At 69.9% G+C, this 14,410-nt stretch carries 13 protein-coding genes and 1 pseudogene; 9 read left to right on the top strand and 5 right to left on the bottom strand.

The genetic code is table 11. From position 1 onward, the window contains the following. Positions 1–2 precede the first annotated feature (2 nt). From WS95_RS36200 to WS95_RS23495, 7 genes and pseudogenes are all read left to right on the top strand, one after another. Positions 3–221, top strand: a pseudogene (locus WS95_RS36200) (hypothetical protein). Beyond that, positions 125–562, top strand: coding sequence for an acyl-CoA thioesterase (locus tag WS95_RS23520; RefSeq protein WP_059826447.1), 438 nt, complete (start codon positions 125–127; stop codon positions 560–562). The pseudogene WS95_RS36200 and the gene WS95_RS23520 overlap by 97 nt, the downstream one beginning before the upstream one ends. Before the next feature lie 9 nt (positions 563–571). Next, positions 572–1,507 (top strand): branched-chain amino acid ABC transporter permease, encoded by a 936-nt coding sequence (locus tag WS95_RS23515; protein WP_059826445.1) that lies wholly within the window; start codon positions 572–574, stop codon positions 1,505–1,507. After that, positions 1,500–2,729, top strand: coding sequence for a branched-chain amino acid ABC transporter permease (locus tag WS95_RS23510; protein ID WP_059826444.1), 1,230 nt, complete (start codon positions 1,500–1,502; stop codon positions 2,727–2,729). The genes WS95_RS23515 and WS95_RS23510 overlap by 8 nt, the downstream gene beginning before the upstream one ends. Further along, positions 2,726–3,478: an ABC transporter ATP-binding protein gene (locus tag WS95_RS23505; protein WP_059826443.1), complete on the top strand. Its 753-nt coding sequence runs from the start codon at positions 2,726–2,728 to the stop codon at positions 3,476–3,478. Before WS95_RS23510 ends, WS95_RS23505 begins: the two co-directional genes overlap by 4 nt. Further along, positions 3,475–4,179: an ABC transporter ATP-binding protein gene (locus WS95_RS23500; RefSeq protein ID WP_059826441.1), complete on the top strand. Its 705-nt coding sequence runs from the start codon at positions 3,475–3,477 to the stop codon at positions 4,177–4,179. Before WS95_RS23505 ends, WS95_RS23500 begins: the two co-directional genes overlap by 4 nt. Before the next feature lie 184 nt (positions 4,180–4,363). Continuing rightward, positions 4,364–5,110: an SDR family NAD(P)-dependent oxidoreductase gene (locus WS95_RS23495; protein WP_034207058.1), complete on the top strand. Its 747-nt coding sequence runs from the start codon at positions 4,364–4,366 to the stop codon at positions 5,108–5,110. A gap of 46 nt (positions 5,111–5,156) precedes the next feature. On the opposite strand, the gene WS95_RS23490 is transcribed toward WS95_RS23495, so the two are convergent. From WS95_RS23490 to WS95_RS23470, 5 genes are all read right to left on the bottom strand, one after another. After that, positions 5,157–5,651 (bottom strand): heme-degrading domain-containing protein, encoded by a 495-nt coding sequence (locus WS95_RS23490; protein ID WP_059826439.1) that lies wholly within the window; start codon positions 5,649–5,651, stop codon positions 5,157–5,159. Between the two features lie 102 nt (positions 5,652–5,753). Continuing rightward, positions 5,754–6,572, bottom strand: coding sequence for a 5-deoxy-glucuronate isomerase (gene iolB, locus WS95_RS23485; protein WP_059505638.1), 819 nt, complete (start codon positions 6,570–6,572; stop codon positions 5,754–5,756). Between the two features lie 56 nt (positions 6,573–6,628). After that, a complete protein-coding gene (gene iolE / locus WS95_RS23480) occupies positions 6,629–7,558 on the bottom strand; it encodes a myo-inosose-2 dehydratase (protein ID WP_059826438.1) in 930 nt (309 codons plus the stop codon). A 70-nt stretch (positions 7,559–7,628) separates the two neighbouring features. After that, positions 7,629–9,512 (bottom strand): 3D-(3,5/4)-trihydroxycyclohexane-1,2-dione acylhydrolase (decyclizing), encoded by a 1,884-nt coding sequence (iolD, locus tag WS95_RS23475; RefSeq protein WP_059826435.1) that lies wholly within the window; start codon positions 9,510–9,512, stop codon positions 7,629–7,631. A gap of 46 nt (positions 9,513–9,558) precedes the next feature. Continuing rightward, on the bottom strand, positions 9,559–11,514 hold the full coding sequence (locus tag WS95_RS23470; RefSeq protein WP_059826432.1) for a bifunctional 5-dehydro-2-deoxygluconokinase/5-dehydro-2-deoxyphosphogluconate aldolase: 1,956 nt from the start codon (positions 11,512–11,514) through the stop codon (positions 9,559–9,561). Between the two features lie 316 nt (positions 11,515–11,830). Between WS95_RS23470 and WS95_RS23465 the strand changes: the two genes are divergently transcribed. After that, positions 11,831–12,757, top strand: coding sequence for a sugar ABC transporter substrate-binding protein (locus WS95_RS23465; RefSeq protein WP_034207064.1), 927 nt, complete (start codon positions 11,831–11,833; stop codon positions 12,755–12,757). Positions 12,758–12,826: 69 nt separating this feature from the next. Continuing rightward, positions 12,827–14,410, top strand: coding sequence for a sugar ABC transporter ATP-binding protein (locus WS95_RS23460; RefSeq protein WP_059826431.1), 1,584 nt, complete (start codon positions 12,827–12,829; stop codon positions 14,408–14,410).

Below are 14,410 nucleotides of genomic sequence, written 5' to 3'. Positions count from 1 at the left end.
GCATGCCGTCCGCCGTGGCGCGCGCGTCGCGGCGCTTCGTCGCCGGCCGGCGCGCCGCGTCGTGCGGCCGTCACGCGCCGTCCCCGTCGTTCCCTTCGCTCCCATCGTCCTGACCGCCATCGCCATGTCCGACAAGCCGCAGCCGCGTCCGCGCGACGCCTATCGCCACTTCCTGCCGATCACGACCCGCTGGATGGACAACGACGTCTACGGGCACGTGAACAACGTCGTCTACTACAGCTACTTCGACACCGTCGTGAACGAGTACCTGATCCGCGCGGGCGTGCTCGACGTCGAGCATGGGCAGACGATCGGGCTCGTCGTCGAGACGCAATGCAACTACTTCGCGCCGCTCGTGTTCCCGCAATCGGTCGACGCGGGCCTGCGCGTCGTGAAGCTCGGCACGTCGAGCGTGCGCTATGAGGTCGGGTTGTTCGCCCGAGGCGATGCGGCGCCCGCCGCACAGGGGCATTTCGTGCACGTGTACGTCGATCGCGGCACGCGCCGCCCGGTGCCGCTGCCCGATGCGCTGCGCGCCGCGCTCGAACCGCTCGCCGCCTGACGATACGCGGTGCACGCGTTCGCGCTCCAGGCGTTCAACGGCCTCAGCTACGGCTTGCTGCTGTTCATGCTGTCGGCCGGCCTCACGCTGATCTTCAGCGTGCAGGGCGTGCTCAACTTCGCCCATGCGAGCTTCTACATGCTCGGCGCGTATGTCGGCTACGGCATCGCGGCCTCGGCGGGCTTCTGGCCCGCGCTCGTGTTCGCGCCGCTGGCCGTCGGGCTGCTCGGCGCCGGCTGCGAACGCGCGCTGCTGCGCCGCGTGCAGGCGCGCGGCCATACGAGCGAACTGCTGTTGACCTTCGGTCTCGCGTACCTGATCGGCGAGGGCACGAAACTCGCATGGGGTCTCGCGCCGCTGCCGGCGCCCGTGCCGCCGCTGTTCGACGGCGCGCCCGTGACCGTGTTCGGTCTCGCGTTGCCGCGTTACCGGCTGTTCATGATGGCGATGTCCGCAACGATGCTGGTCGTGCTCGGCGGGCTGCTGCGCGCGTCGCGCCTCGGGCTCGTCGTGCGCGCGGCGCTCACGCATCGCGCGGCGGTCGAGGCGCTCGGCTACGACGTGCCGCGTGTGATGACGGCGCTGTTCGGCGCGGGCACCGCGCTCGCGGCGCTGGCCGGCGTGATCGGCGCGCCGCTCGCGGTGATCGAGCCCGCGCTGGCTGAAACCGTCGGATCGGTCGTGTTCGCGGTGGTCGTGATCGGCGGGCTCGGCTCGCTCGGCGGCGCGTTCGTCGCGTCGCTCGCGGTCGGCTTCGCGCAGACCTTCGCGGCGGCGAGCGACACGTCGCTGCGCGACCTCGCGGCATGGACGGGCATCGCGCTGCCCGACAGCGTGGCCACCGTGTCGATCGCGCAACTGGCGCCGCTGGTGCCGTACCTGCTGCTCGTCGCGGTCCTGGTCGCGCGGCCGCGCGGGCTGTTCGGCGAGCGTGCCGATGCGTAGCCGCGCACTGGCCGGATGCGTGCGCTGGGCGCTGTTCGCCGCGTGCGTCGCGCTGCCCGCATGGCTGTGGCCGCATGGCGCGGTGCTCGGCTATCTCGCGCAGACGGCCGCGCTCGTCGTGCTCGCGCTGTCGTACAACCTGCAGCTCGGCACGACCGGGCTGCTGTCGTTCGGGCATGCGGCATTCGCGGGCCTCGGCGCGTTCGCGGCCGCCCACTGGTTCAACCATATCGGCGGCCCGCTGCCGCTGTTGCCGCTCGTCGGCGGCGTGGCCGGCGCGGGCTTCGGGTTCGTCGCCGGGCTGCTGGCGACGCGCCGTTCCGGCACCGCGTTCGCGATGATCACGCTCGGCCTCGGCGAATGCGTCGCGGCCGCCGCGTGGAGCGTGCCCGCGTGGTTCGGCGGCCTCGGCGGCGTGCCGATCGATCGCGCGAGCGGTGCGCCGTGGGGCAACGCGCATTTCGGCGCGCCGACGCACGCGTATGCGTTGATCGCCGCGTGGTGCATCGTGTCGGCGTGGGCGATGCATGCGCTGACGCGCACGCCGCTCGCGCGCCTCGCGAACGCGGTGCGCGACAACCCGGCGCGCGTCGCCGCGCTCGGCACCGATCCGCGCCGCGTGCGGCTCGCGATGGTCACCTGCGCATCGTTCTTCGCCGGCATCGCCGGCACGCTGACGCTGATCGACGTCGAGATCGCGACGCCCGACAGCGTGTCGATGGCGCGCTCGGCGACCGTGCTGATCGCCGCGGTGATCGGCGGCACCGGCGCCTTCTTCGGGCCGGCGGCCGGCGCGGCCGTGCTGACCGCGCTGAGTATCGTCGTCGCGGGCGTGTCGCGCGCGTGGGCGCTGTATCTCGGCGTGCTGTTCGTCGCGATCGTCGTCGCCGCGCCCGGCGGGATCGCGGGCATTGCGCGCTCGCTCGCGCCTGCGCTGCGGCGCGGCGCGCCGGCCGTCGAGCGGTGGCGCGTGCTGTGCGCCGTCGGTGCGTGCGCGTTCTGGGGCGTCGCGATCGTCTGCGCGGCCGAGCTCGGCTATGCATGGCGCTTCGCGCAGGACGACGGCACGGGCTTCGCGTTCGGCGCGTGGAACATCGACGCCGATACGCCGGCCGGCTGGGCCGTCGCGTGCTCGGCGGCCGGCATCGGCACGCTGCTGTGGCGCTGGCGCGCGCGGCTCGCGCATGACGCGGCGGTGGCCATGCAGGAGGACGCGCGATGAACGGCAACGCGATCGCGCTTCACGGCGTCGTGCAGCGCTTCGGCGCGCAGACCGTGCTCGACGGGCTCGACCTGAGCATCGCGGCGGGCGAGCGCCACGCGCTGATCGGGCCGAACGGCGCGGGCAAATCGACGCTGTTCGGCGTGATCGCCGGGGCGACGCGGCCCACGCGCGGGCGCGTCGTGCTGCACGGCGTCGAGCTGCGCGGGCGCGGGCCGGTCGTCGCGAGCCGCCTCGGCATCGGCCGCAGTTTCCAGCAGACGAGCACGTTCGCGCGCCTGACGGTGTTCGACAACCTGCGCTGCGCGGCGCTGCACGCGCCGGCCGAACGGCGACGCTGGTGGAACCGGCTGCGCGAATCGGCGTCGATCGATCGCGCGGCGGCGCGCGTGCTGCACGACATCGGCCTCGATGCGCGGCGCGACACGCCGGCCGCCGAGCTGAGCTATGCGGAGCAGCGCGCGCTCGATCTCGGGATCGCGCTCGCGAGCGGCGCGCGTACGCTGCTGCTCGACGAGCCCACGGCCGGCATGAGCCGCGCGCAGGCGGCGCGGATGATCGCGCTGATCCGCGCGACGACGCAGGGCCGCACCGTGCTGATGATCGAGCACGACATGGACGCCGTGTTCGGTTTCGCCGAACGCATCACCGTGCTGGTGCGCGGCACGGTGGTCGCGACCGGCGCGCCCGACGCGATCCGCGCCGATCCGCGCGTGCGGGCCGCCTATCTGGGCGAGGGCGCGGCATGAGCGCCGTGCTCGATATTCGCGGGCTGCGTGCGTGGTACGGGGTGCAGCCCGTGCTCGACGGCGTCGATCTCGCGCTCGCGCCGGGCGAGACGCTCGCGCTGCTCGGCCGCAACGGCTCGGGGCGCTCGACGCTCGCGAAGGCCGTGATGGGGCTCGTGCGCACGGCCGGCTCGGTGCGCATCGCCGGCGCCGAATGCGCGGGTGCGCGCACGTTCGAGATCGCGCGGCGCGGCGTCGCTTACGTAGCCGAAAGCCGCGACGTGTTTCCGCTGCTGACCGTGCGCGACAACCTGCGGCTCGGTTTGCGCGGCGCGAGCGGCGCCATCGAACGCGCGGCGCTCGACCGCCTGTTCGAGCGCTTTCCGCTGCTGGCCGCGCGCGCGGACGTGAAAGCCGGGCGGCTGTCGGGCGGCGAGCAGCAGGTGCTCGCGCTGGTGCGCGCACTCGCCGGCCGGCCGCGCGTGCTGATCGTCGACGAGCCGGCCGAAGGGCTCGCGCCGCTCGCGGTCGACGAAGTCGGCGCGTGCCTCGCCGCGCTGCAGGCCGACGGCGTGTCGATCGTGCTGATCGAGCAGCGGCTGCAGCTTGCGCCGCGGCTCGCGCGGCGAGCGGCGGTAATGGGGCGCGGACGGATCGTCTACGACGGCGGGCTCGACGGGCTGGGCGGCGAGGTCGCACGCGCGTGGCTGAGCGCCGGCTGACGGCATCCAGTCGATTGTTCGGCAAACTCCGCCAGTCAATTCGCGTCGAGCCGCTTTATCGTCGCGGCGCCGCACCGTACATTGCCAGTCAGGCCGGTCGCCGTCGCAACGCATCGACGCATCGACGCATCGTCGCGGCAACCGGCGCCATCCATCGAACGTCTTCGGACTGAGGAATGAAATCATGAGCAAGCTGACAGGCAAGGTAGCGATCGTCACGGGCGCATCGAAGGGCATCGGCGCGGCAATCGCGAAGGCACTGGCCGACGAAGGTGCAGCGGTCGTCGTCAACTACGCGAGCAGCAAGGCAGGCGCGGATGCGGTCGTGAGCGCGATCACGGAAGCGGGCGGCCGCGCGGTCGCGGTCGGCGGCGACGTGTCGAAGGCAGCCGACGCGCAACGCATCGTCGATACCGCGATCGAGACGTATGGTCGTCTCGACGTGCTCGTCAACAACTCCGGCGTGTACGAATTCGCGCCGATCGAAGCGATCACCGAGGAACACTACCGCCGGCAGTTCGACACGAACGTGTTCGGCGTGCTGCTGACCACGCAGGCGGCGGTCAAGCATCTCGGCGAAGGCGCGAGCATCATCAACATCAGCTCGGTCGTGACCAGCATCACGCCGCCCGCCAGCGCCGTGTACAGCGGCACGAAGGGTGCGGTCGATGCGATCACCGGCGTGCTCGCGCTCGAACTCGGCCCGCGCAAGATCCGCGTGAACGCGATCAACCCGGGGATGATCGTGACCGAAGGCACGCACAGCGCGGGCATCATCGGTTCCGATCTCGAAGCGCAGGTGCGCGGCCAGACGCCGCTCGGCCGCCTCGGCGAGCCGAACGACATCGCGTCGGTCGCCGTGTTCCTCGCCTCGGACGATGCACGCTGGATGACCGGCGAGCACCTCGTCGTGAGCGGCGGGTTGAACTGATCGTCGGCGGTATCGCGCGAACGGGCCAGGAGCGCCGTTCGCGCCGCTACGCGCTCATCGCGAGCGCATTCGCGCCGACGTGCCATCGCAGGCATTCGACGACGAGCGCGTGATCGCGTTCGGAGCCGAGGCCCGCGATCGCCATCGCGCCGACGATGCCGGCGCCGGCGATCCGCAACGGCACGCCGCCGCCGTCGAGCGCGTAGTCGTCGTCCGACAGGCCCTGCGACCGCAGCGACCAGCCGGCACGTCGAAAGTGCGCGCCGACCACGAGCGAACTCTCGTCGAAACGCAGGACCGTGTTCTGCCGACGGCGGATCGCATCGCCGTCGTGTGCGCCGCTGCCGTCGAGCGCACAGTAGAACAGCAGCGCCTGCTCGCCGACGATGCCGACCGCAATCGGCAGCCCGCGTCGCGACGCGAGGTTGACCGCGATTTCTCCCATGCGGCGCGCGACGGCCGCATCGAAGTGCGGCAGCGCCGGGGTCGACGTATCGTCGTCGAAGGCGTGGGGTTCGAGGCGAAAGGGGGACGTCACCATGGCGGCTCCGTGGCGTGGCCGGCTCGATACGCGTGCCGGGCGTCGCATCGTCACGGGCCGCGCGGGCCCGTGTTCCGTTCAGTGCTTCGGCGCGTCGGCACGTCAGCGTTTCGGCGCCGCATCGAGCATCCACTCGTGCGCGGGGTCGTTCTTGAACGCCCACGCGCGGCTCGGTCCGGCCATCACGTTCAGGTAGTACAGGTTGTAGCCGTGAGGAGCCACGACCGGGTGGTAGCCGCGCGGCACCATCACGACGTCGTGGTTCTCCACCGCGCACGCCTCGTCGAGGCTGCGGTCGTCGGTGTACACGCGCTGGAACGCGAAACCCTGCGGCGGATCGATCCGGTGGTAATAGGTTTCCTCGAGCGAGGTTTCGTCGGGCGCCGCGTCGCGGTCGTGCTTGTGCGGCGGATAGCTGCTCGAATGGCTGGCCGGCGTGACGACTTCGACGACGAGGAGGCGCTCGGCGGCCGGGTTGTCGCCCATCAGGATGTCGCATACGTAGCGCGTGTTGGTGCCTTGCCCGCGTACCGAGCGGCGCATCCGTTCGCCGTCGAGGCGCCGCACGGGCTTGTCGCCGCTCGCGTACGGCGCGGTGCACAGCGCGACTTCCGCATCGCGCGTCGCGACCAGCGTGACGCGCTTGCCGCCCGGCACGTACAGCGCGTCCGGCGATACGTCTTCGAACACGCTGTCGCGCTTGCCGAGCGCGTCGTAGGTTTCGCCGTCGACGTCCGCGCGCACCGTGCCCGTCAGCACGACGACGCACAGTTCGCGCGTGCCCGTGTCGAGCGTCTCGGCGTCGCCGGCCTTCAGGCGCAGCGCGCGAAAGCCGACGTGCTTCCAGCCGGCCGATTCGGGCGTGACGTTGCAGATTTCGCGGTCGGCGGATGCCTTGACCAGCAGGGGAGAAATCGTCATGAAGTGGGTCTCCGCAATAGGGTAGGACGCGAATGCTCGGGCGCTTGCGCGCGAGCTCACGCGCTCAACCGGTCGACGATCGCGCGCAGCGACTCGTAGCCCTTCTTCGCATACGCATAGCTCGGCGCGACGGCCGGATCCTGCTCGGCCTCGACGACGAGCCAGCCCTCGTAGCCGGCATCCTTCAGCGTGCGCAGCGTCGCGTCGTAGTCGAGCGCGCCGTCGCCCGGCACCGTGAAGGTGCCGTTGATCACGCCGTTCAGGAAGCTCCAGCCGTCGTTGCGCGCCTGGTTGACGACCTGCGGCCGCACGTCCTTGCAATGCACGTGCGCCACGCGCGACACGTGCTTCTTCAGCAGCGTCACCGGGTCGGCCGCGCCGCCGAAATACGCGTGGCCGGTGTCGAACAGCAGGAACACCTTCGCGGGATCGGTCAGCGCCATCAGCCGGTCGACGTCGTCCGGCGACTCGACGTACGCGCCCATGTGGTGATGGTAGGCGAGCCGGATCCCGTAGGTGTCGAGCAGATGCGCGCCGAACGCGTCGAGGCGCGCCGCGTAGCGCCGCCACGCTTCGTCGTCGACGAAACGCGGCCGCTTCGCGACCGGCGTGTCGATGCTGCCCTGGATCGTGCCCGCGCATTCGCCGTACACGACGACCGTCACGTCGTTGTACTGCAGCTTCGTCATGTGCGCACGGCAGCGCTCGATCTCGGCGGCGACCGCGTCGGCGTCGGTCATGCCCGGCGCGACTTCCGCGAGGAAGCCCGAATACCAGCCCGACACGCACACGAGCCCGAATTCGGCGAGCTTCGCCTTCAGTTCGGGGCCCGTCTTCGGAAACTTGTTGCCGAGCTCGAAGCCCGCATAGCCAATTTCGGCGCCTTCCTTCAGCGCCGTCTCGAGCGGCGTCTCGCCGCCGAGCGACGGCAGGTCGTCGTTCATCCACGACAGGGGGTTGATGCCGATGCGGACGTTCCAGCTCATGTCTTGCTTCCTCGATTCGATTCGATTCGGATGATGGGGGCGAAGCGTGTTCGTGGAGCGGCGTGCGCGATCAGCGCCGCTGCCGGGTTTTCGCGTCGAGATACGTTTGGTGCGCGCGTTCGACATCGGCGCGTGCGGAGACCTGCGGCACCGCGACTTCCCACCACGCGCCGCCGTCGTCGGTGGTGCGACGGTGCGTGGTGTCGATCACGAGCACCTGGCTCTTCGTCGCCGCCCGTGCGCGTTTCATTTCGCGGCGCAGCTCGCCGACGTCGCGCACGTGCACGGCTTCCGCACCCATCGCGCGCGCATGCATCGCGAAGTCGATCGTCGAGCGTTCGCCGCCTTCGGGCACGCAGTCGTCGAGCATGTTGTTGAAGCTCGCACCGCCGCAGTTGAGCTGCAACCGCTCGATGCAGCCGTAGCCGCGGTTGTCGAGGATCACGACGATGATCTTGCGGCCGAGCATCACGGAGGTCGCGAGCTCCGCGTTGAGCATCATGTACGAGCCGTCGCCGACGATCACGATCACTTCGCGCTCGGGCCGCGCGAGCTTCGCGCCGAGACCGCCCGCGACCTCGTAGCCCATGCACGAATACGCATAGTCCATGTGGTAGTTGCCCGGCACGCCGCTGCGCCACAGCTTGTGCAGTTCGGCCGGCAGCGTGCCGGCCGCGCAGACGACGAGGTCGTCGCGCGCGCTGTCGCGCCCCGCGTCGGCCGCGGAGTCGCGCACCGCACCGATCACTTCCGCGTCGTACGGCAGCGTGTCGGTCGGCATCCGGGTGGTCAGCGCCGTCACGCGCGCGTTCCACGCGGCGGCCTGGTCGCGGTTCGCGGCCGTCCACGCCGCGTCGGCGCGCCAGCCGGCCAGCGCGGCCGACAGCTGGCCGAGGCCCGTACGCGCATCGGCAACCAGTTGCCGGCCGCGCTTCTTGCCCGCGTCGAACGGCTGCACGTTCAGGCTCAACAACGTTGCGTCGCCGTAGAGCGCGTGCGAGCCGGTCGTGAAATCCTGCAGCCGCGTGCCGACCGCGAACACGACGTCGGCCTGCGCGGCCGCGCGATTCGCGGCGGGGGAGCCCGTCACGCCGATCGATCCGAGGTTCAGCGGGTGGTCCCACGCGAGGCTGCCCTTGCCGGCCTGCGATTCGGCCACCGGCACGCCATGCGTGTCGGCGAACGTGCGCAGCGCGTCCCACGCCTGGCTGTACAGCACGCCGCCGCCGGCGACGATCAGCGGCTTCTTCGCGGCCTTCAGCACGTCGAGCGCGTCGACGAGTTCGAGCGGGTCGGCCGGCGGCCGGCGCATCCGGATCACCGGCGGCGCGAAGAAATCCTCGGGCCAGTCGTACGCGAAGGTCTGTACGTCCTGCGGCAGCGCGAGGCACACGGGGCCGCACTGCGCGGGATCGGTCATCACCTGGATCGCGCGCGGCAGCGCGACGAGCAGTTGCTCGGGCGACGTGATGCGGTCGAAGTAGCGCGTCACCGGCCGGAAGCAGTCGTTCGCGCTGACGTCGCCCTGTTCGAAATCCTCGACCTGCTGCAGTACCGGGTCGGGCAGCCGCGACACGAACACGTCGCCGGGCAGCAGCAGCAGCGGCAAGCGGCCGACGTGCGCGAGCGCGGCGGACGTGAGCATGTTGGTCGCGCCGGGGCCGATGCTCGACGTCGCGGCCATCATCCGCTGGCGGAAATTCGCTTTCGCGAACGCGACGGCCGCGTTGGCCATCCCTTGCTCGTTGTGCGCGCGAAACGTCGGCAGCCGCTCCTTCTCGGCATGCAGCGCTTCGCCGAGCCCGGCTACATTGCCGTGGCCGAAGATCGCGAACACGCCGCCGCAGTACGGCAGGATCTCGGTGCGGCCGTCGGGCTGGACGACTTCGGCGCGCAGGGCGGCCAGGTAGCGCACGAGCGCCTGGCTGACGGTCAGTCTTACGGTGGTGGTCATCGTCGGTCGATAGAGAGAAGTCGGGTGGTCGTCGCGAACACGGGCATCAGGCTGCGGCGGCGCGCGCGGCGGCCCGGCGGCCCAGCCACGCGTCGACCAGTTGCGCGAAGTTGCCGGCCACTTCGTCGATCAGCGCCTGATCGTCGATCCGGCCCGCGAGCCAGTTCAGCGATGCATCGGCCCACAGCGTGCGCCCGACCATGAAGCCCTTGACGATCGGGTCGGTCGCCGAGCGGAAGCTGTCGACGAGGTATTGCAGCGGCTGGTTCAGCCCGAGGATCACCGCGCCGCGGCAGTGCGGGTCGCGCTCGGCGATCAGCGCGGCAAGCCGTGCCCAGCCGTCGGCGCTCAGCGGCGTGAGCTTCCACCATTCGGGCTTCACGCCGAGGTTGTAGAAGCGCGCGACCGTGCGCAGCACCGCGTCGTCCTCGGTGCCGGCCGGCGTGACCGCGCGCGGCGGAATCATTTCCAGCAGCAGCTCGTTGCCGCTCGCGCGCGTGGCTTCCCACAGTTCGAGCACGCGCTGCTCCTGCTCGACGCGCAGGTCGACGGGGTCGTCGGGGTGATAGTGAACGAGGCATTTCACGACCTGTTCGGTCGGCCAGTGCGTGAGCGACGAGCCGACCGAACGCGTCTCGTCGAACCGCAGCGGCCGCGAGCCCGGCAGCTCGACCGGCCGGCCGACCCACCAGCCGCGCCCGGTGGCCGACGCGAGCGCGTCGCGGCCGTACGCGCCGCCGTCGATCAGCACGCCGACGTGGCCGGCGATGCCGCGGTCGCGCTCGACCTGTTCGACCGCGCGCACGAGCAGCCGCTTCAACGTGCTGATCCGCGCCTCGTCCGCGCCGGCCTGCACCGCGAGCTCGTAGAACTGGCTGCGATGGTCGAACGCCATCACGCACAGGTCGTCCCATTCGCGGCGCGGCACCGTCACGCGATGCAGGTGCGCGAGCGTGCGGTCGGCATCGACCGCCGGATTGCGGCTGCCGCCGAACCAGTGCGCGAGTTCGGCTGGCGTCGGCATCGCGGCCGAGCACGCGTGGCGCGACACGACGATCGCGCCGCACGCGTTCGCGATGCGCGTCGATTCGGCCCAGTCGCACCCGCGCAGCAGCCCCGACAGCAGGCCCGACAGGAACGCGTCGCCCGCGCCGAGCACGTTGAGCACCTCGACGCGTTCGCCGACGAAGGTCGGCGCGGCGTCGATGCGCGCGGGAACGTCGCCTTCGATCACGCAGCAGCCGAGCGCGCCGCGCTTGACGACCAGCGTCGCGTTCGTGATCGCGCGCACCGCCTGCAACGACGCGATCAGGTCGTGCGGCACGCCGCCCGCGATCAGAAATTCCTCCTCGGTGCCGACCAGCAGATCGAATTCGTCGAGCACCTGCTGCAGTTGCCGCGTCACCTGCGCGTCGGGTACGTAACGGTTCTCGCCGGCGCCGCGCGCGGTCAGCCCCCACAGCACCGGCCGGTAGTCGATGTCGAGGATGCGCACCGCGCCGTGGCGGCGCGCGTAACCGAGCGCGGTCAGCGACGCCTCGCGCGTGCCCGGCGTCGACAGATGCGTGCCGGTGATCGCCAGCGCGCGGCAACCGGCGATGAAGTCCTCGCTGATCTCGTCGGCGCGCACGGCCATGTCCGCGCAGTTCTCGCGCACGAACAGCAGCGGGAACGTATCGCGATCCTTCAGCCCGAGCAGCACCAGCGCTGTGAGACGCTCGCGATCGGTCTGCAACTGGCTCGTGTCGCAGCCTTCGCGCTCGAGCGTCTCGCGCAGGAAACGGCCCATCTGCTCGTCGCCGACGCGCGAGATCATCGCGGTCTTCAGCCCGAGCCGCGCGACGCCGAACGCGACGTTGCCCGACGAGCCGCCGAGATACATCTGGAAGCTGCGCGCGTCTTCGAGGCGGCTGCCGTACTGCTGCGCATAGAGATCCACGGCCACGCGGCCGAGGCAGGCGAGATCGATGGGGCGGTCACTCGGAAAGTTCAGCAGGCTCATATCACGTGTCACGCTCGCGGCCGGCGTTCGGCGCTGCCGGCGGATTAGGGGACCGATCCGGCGGCGGCTGTCCGCGGCATGTGCCGCACGACGCGAGGCGGCCTGCCGCCGGGATTCGGGCTACGGACGCAGTCTAGACTTTTTGGAAATCCAGTTCCCTAGGTGAAATCACGTAGAAATAAATTTCCAAATTTTGGAGGAAGTGATCTACAGTTTCATCCGGATGCTTCAGTCCCGATCGGATCCGATCGGACTCGGCCCGGCGGCGCGCAATGCGCCGTCTTCCGCCCCCCGGAGATGAGGAGACAGATTGATCATGAAGACCAAGCTGATGGCCGTCGCGGCCGCCGCGATCCTGGCTGCGCCGCTTGCGCATGCGGAGAAGATCGGCGTGACGATGGCATCGTTCGACGACACGTTCCTGACCATCCTGCGCAACAGCATCGCCGATTCGGCGAAGAAGGACGGCGCGACGGTGCAGATCGAGGACGGCGGCAATGACGTCGGCAAGCAGTTGAGCCAGGTCCAGAACATGATCGCGCAGAAGGTCGACGCGATCATCGTGAACGCGGTCGATACCGACGCGACGCCGAAGATCACGAAGATGGTGACCGCGGCGAAGATCCCGCTCGTCTACGTGAACCGCAAGCCGGTCGATTTCGACAAGCTGCCGGCCGGCGTCGCGGTCGTCGCCTCCGACGAGAAGCAGTCGGGCACGCTGCAGGCGCGCCAGGTGTGCAAGCTGCTCGGCGGCAAGGGCGACATCCTCGTGCTGATGGGCGAGCTGTCCAACGAATCGGCGCGCGCCCGCACCAAGGACATCGAGGACGTGATCGCGACGAAGGAATGCGCGGGCATGAAGATCGTCGACAAGCGCGAAGGCAAGTGGAGCCGCACGCAGGGCCAGGACATCACGATGAACTGGCTGAGCTCCGGGACCAAGTTCGACGCGATCGTGTCGAACAACGACGAAATGGCGATCGGCGCGATCAACGCGCTGAAGGCCGCGCGCAAGCTGACGCCGAAAACGGTCGTCGCGGGCATCGACGCGACGCCGGACGGCCTCGCGGCGATGAAGGCCGGCGAGTTGAAGGTGTCCGTCTACCAGAACGCGACCGGGCAGGGCGCGCAGGCCGTCGCCACCGCGCTGAAGCTCGCGAAGAAGCAGCCGGTCGATCGCTATGTGAACGTGCCGTTCGAGCTCGTGACGCCCGACAACATGAACCAGTACGCGAAGCACTGACCGGTTGTCCCGTTGAACTGCGCGGGCCCGGCACGGCCGGGTTCGCGCGCGACTTGTCGAGGAACGTCCATGTTTACAGCCAGGATCGCGCGCCCGATGGCCGGCGGCGACGCGCCGGCCGCTTCGTCCGGGGCGGCCGGCTCGTCCGGCTCGCCGCCTCCTTCCACGGCCGACTGCGTGCTCGAGGTGCGCGGCGTCGGCAAGTCCTTTCCCGGCGTCGTCGCGCTCGACGGCGTGCAGTTCCGCGTGCGCCGCGGCACCGTTCATGCGCTGATGGGCGAGAACGGTGCCGGAAAATCCACGCTGATGAAGATCATCGCCGGCGTCTACACGCCCGACCAGGGCGAAATCCTGATCAACGGCGAACCGGTCGTGCTGAACGGCCCGCTCGATGCGCTCGACCGCGGCATCGCGATGATCCATCAGGAGCTCAACCTGATGCCGTACATGACGGTCGCGGAGAACATCTGGATCCGCCGCGAACCGAAGAACCGCTTCGGCCTGATCGATCACGCCGAACTGCGCCGCCGCACGGCCGCGCTGTTCGAGCGGCTGTCGATCGACATCGATCCGGAAACCGACGTGCGCACGCTGTCGGTCGCGAGCCGCCAGATGGTCGAGATCGCGAAGGCCGTGTCGTTCGACTCGGACGTGCTGATCATGGACGAGCCGACCTCCGCGCTGACCGAAAAGGAAGTCGCGCACCTGTTCCGGATCATTCGCCAGCTGCGCGAGCAGGGCAAGGGCATCGTCTACATCACGCACAAGATGAACGAGCTGTTCGAGATCGCCGACGAGTTCTCGGTGTTCCGCGACGGCAAGTACATCGGCACGCATGCGTCGAGCGACGTCACGCGCGACGACATCATCCGCATGATGGTCGGGCGCGAGATCACGCAGATGTTTCCGAAGGAAGCGGTGCCGATCGGCGACGTCGTGCTGTCGGTGAAGGATCTCTGCGTCGACGGCGTGTTCCGCGACGTCAGCTTCGAGCTGCGCGCGGGCGAGATCCTCGGCGTCGCGGGCCTCGTCGGCTCGGGGCGCTCGAACGTCGCGGAGGCGCTGTTCGGCGTCGTGCCGGCCACGTCGGGCGAGATCCGCATCGACGGCAAGCCGGTGCGGATCGCGACGCCCGCGCAGGCGATGAAGCACGGGATGGCGTTCCTCACCGAGGATCGCAAGGACTCCGGCTGCTTCCTGAATCTCGACCTGCTCGCGAACATGGAAGCGGCGGTGCTCAGCAACCGCTACGTGAAGTTCAATTTCGTGCAGCAGGCGCAGTTGAAGCGCGACTGCGAGGAAATGAGCCGGATGCTGCGCGTGAAGTCGCCCGGGCTGCACGAGGAAATCCAGAACCTGTCGGGCGGTAACCAGCAGAAGGTGCTGATCGGCCGCTGGCTGCTCACGCAGCCGCGCATCCTGATCCTCGACGAACCGACGCGCGGCATCGACGTCGGCGCGAAGGCCGAGATTCACCGGCTCGTCAGCGCGCTGGCCGGCAAGGGCGTCGCGGTGCTGATGATCTCGTCGGAAATGCCGGAAGTGCTGGGGATGAGCGATCGCGTGATGGTGATGCACGAAGGGCGCATGACCGGCATCGTCGATCGCAAGGACGCCGACCAGGTTCGCATCATGGATCTCGCGTCGCGCTGA

The organism is Burkholderia sp. MSMB1826 (assembly GCF_001526325.1).
Taxonomy (GTDB): domain Bacteria; phylum Pseudomonadota; class Gammaproteobacteria; order Burkholderiales; family Burkholderiaceae; genus Burkholderia.
The sequence above is the reverse complement of the archived record's forward strand: the minus strand, read 5'-3'. Positions and strand labels throughout refer to the sequence as shown.

What these genes read in the sequence shown, in the direction of transcription:
- WS95_RS23465 (WP_034207064.1), top strand. Translation starts at nt 11,831, where the DNA reads ATGAAGACCAAGCTGATGGCCGTCGCGGCCGCCGCGATCCTGGCTGCG.
- WS95_RS23520 (WP_059826447.1), top strand. Translation starts at nt 125, where the DNA reads ATGTCCGACAAGCCGCAGCCGCGTCCGCGCGACGCCTATCGCCACTTC.
- iolB (WP_059505638.1), bottom strand. Translation starts at nt 6,572, where the DNA reads ATGACGATTTCTCCCCTGCTGGTCAAGGCATCCGCCGACCGCGAAATC.
- WS95_RS23500 (WP_059826441.1), top strand. Translation starts at nt 3,475, where the DNA reads ATGAGCGCCGTGCTCGATATTCGCGGGCTGCGTGCGTGGTACGGGGTG.
- iolE (WP_059826438.1), bottom strand. Translation starts at nt 7,558, where the DNA reads ATGAGCTGGAACGTCCGCATCGGCATCAACCCCCTGTCGTGGATGAAC.
- WS95_RS23505 (WP_059826443.1), top strand. Translation starts at nt 2,726, where the DNA reads ATGAACGGCAACGCGATCGCGCTTCACGGCGTCGTGCAGCGCTTCGGC.
- WS95_RS23470 (WP_059826432.1), bottom strand. Translation starts at nt 11,514, where the DNA reads ATGAGCCTGCTGAACTTTCCGAGTGACCGCCCCATCGATCTCGCCTGC.
- WS95_RS23510 (WP_059826444.1), top strand. Translation starts at nt 1,500, where the DNA reads ATGCGTAGCCGCGCACTGGCCGGATGCGTGCGCTGGGCGCTGTTCGCC.
- WS95_RS23490 (WP_059826439.1), bottom strand. Translation starts at nt 5,651, where the DNA reads ATGGTGACGTCCCCCTTTCGCCTCGAACCCCACGCCTTCGACGACGAT.
- WS95_RS23460 (WP_059826431.1), top strand. Translation starts at nt 12,827, where the DNA reads ATGTTTACAGCCAGGATCGCGCGCCCGATGGCCGGCGGCGACGCGCCG.
- iolD (WP_059826435.1), bottom strand. Translation starts at nt 9,512, where the DNA reads ATGACCACCACCGTAAGACTGACCGTCAGCCAGGCGCTCGTGCGCTAC.
- WS95_RS23495 (WP_034207058.1), top strand. Translation starts at nt 4,364, where the DNA reads ATGAGCAAGCTGACAGGCAAGGTAGCGATCGTCACGGGCGCATCGAAG.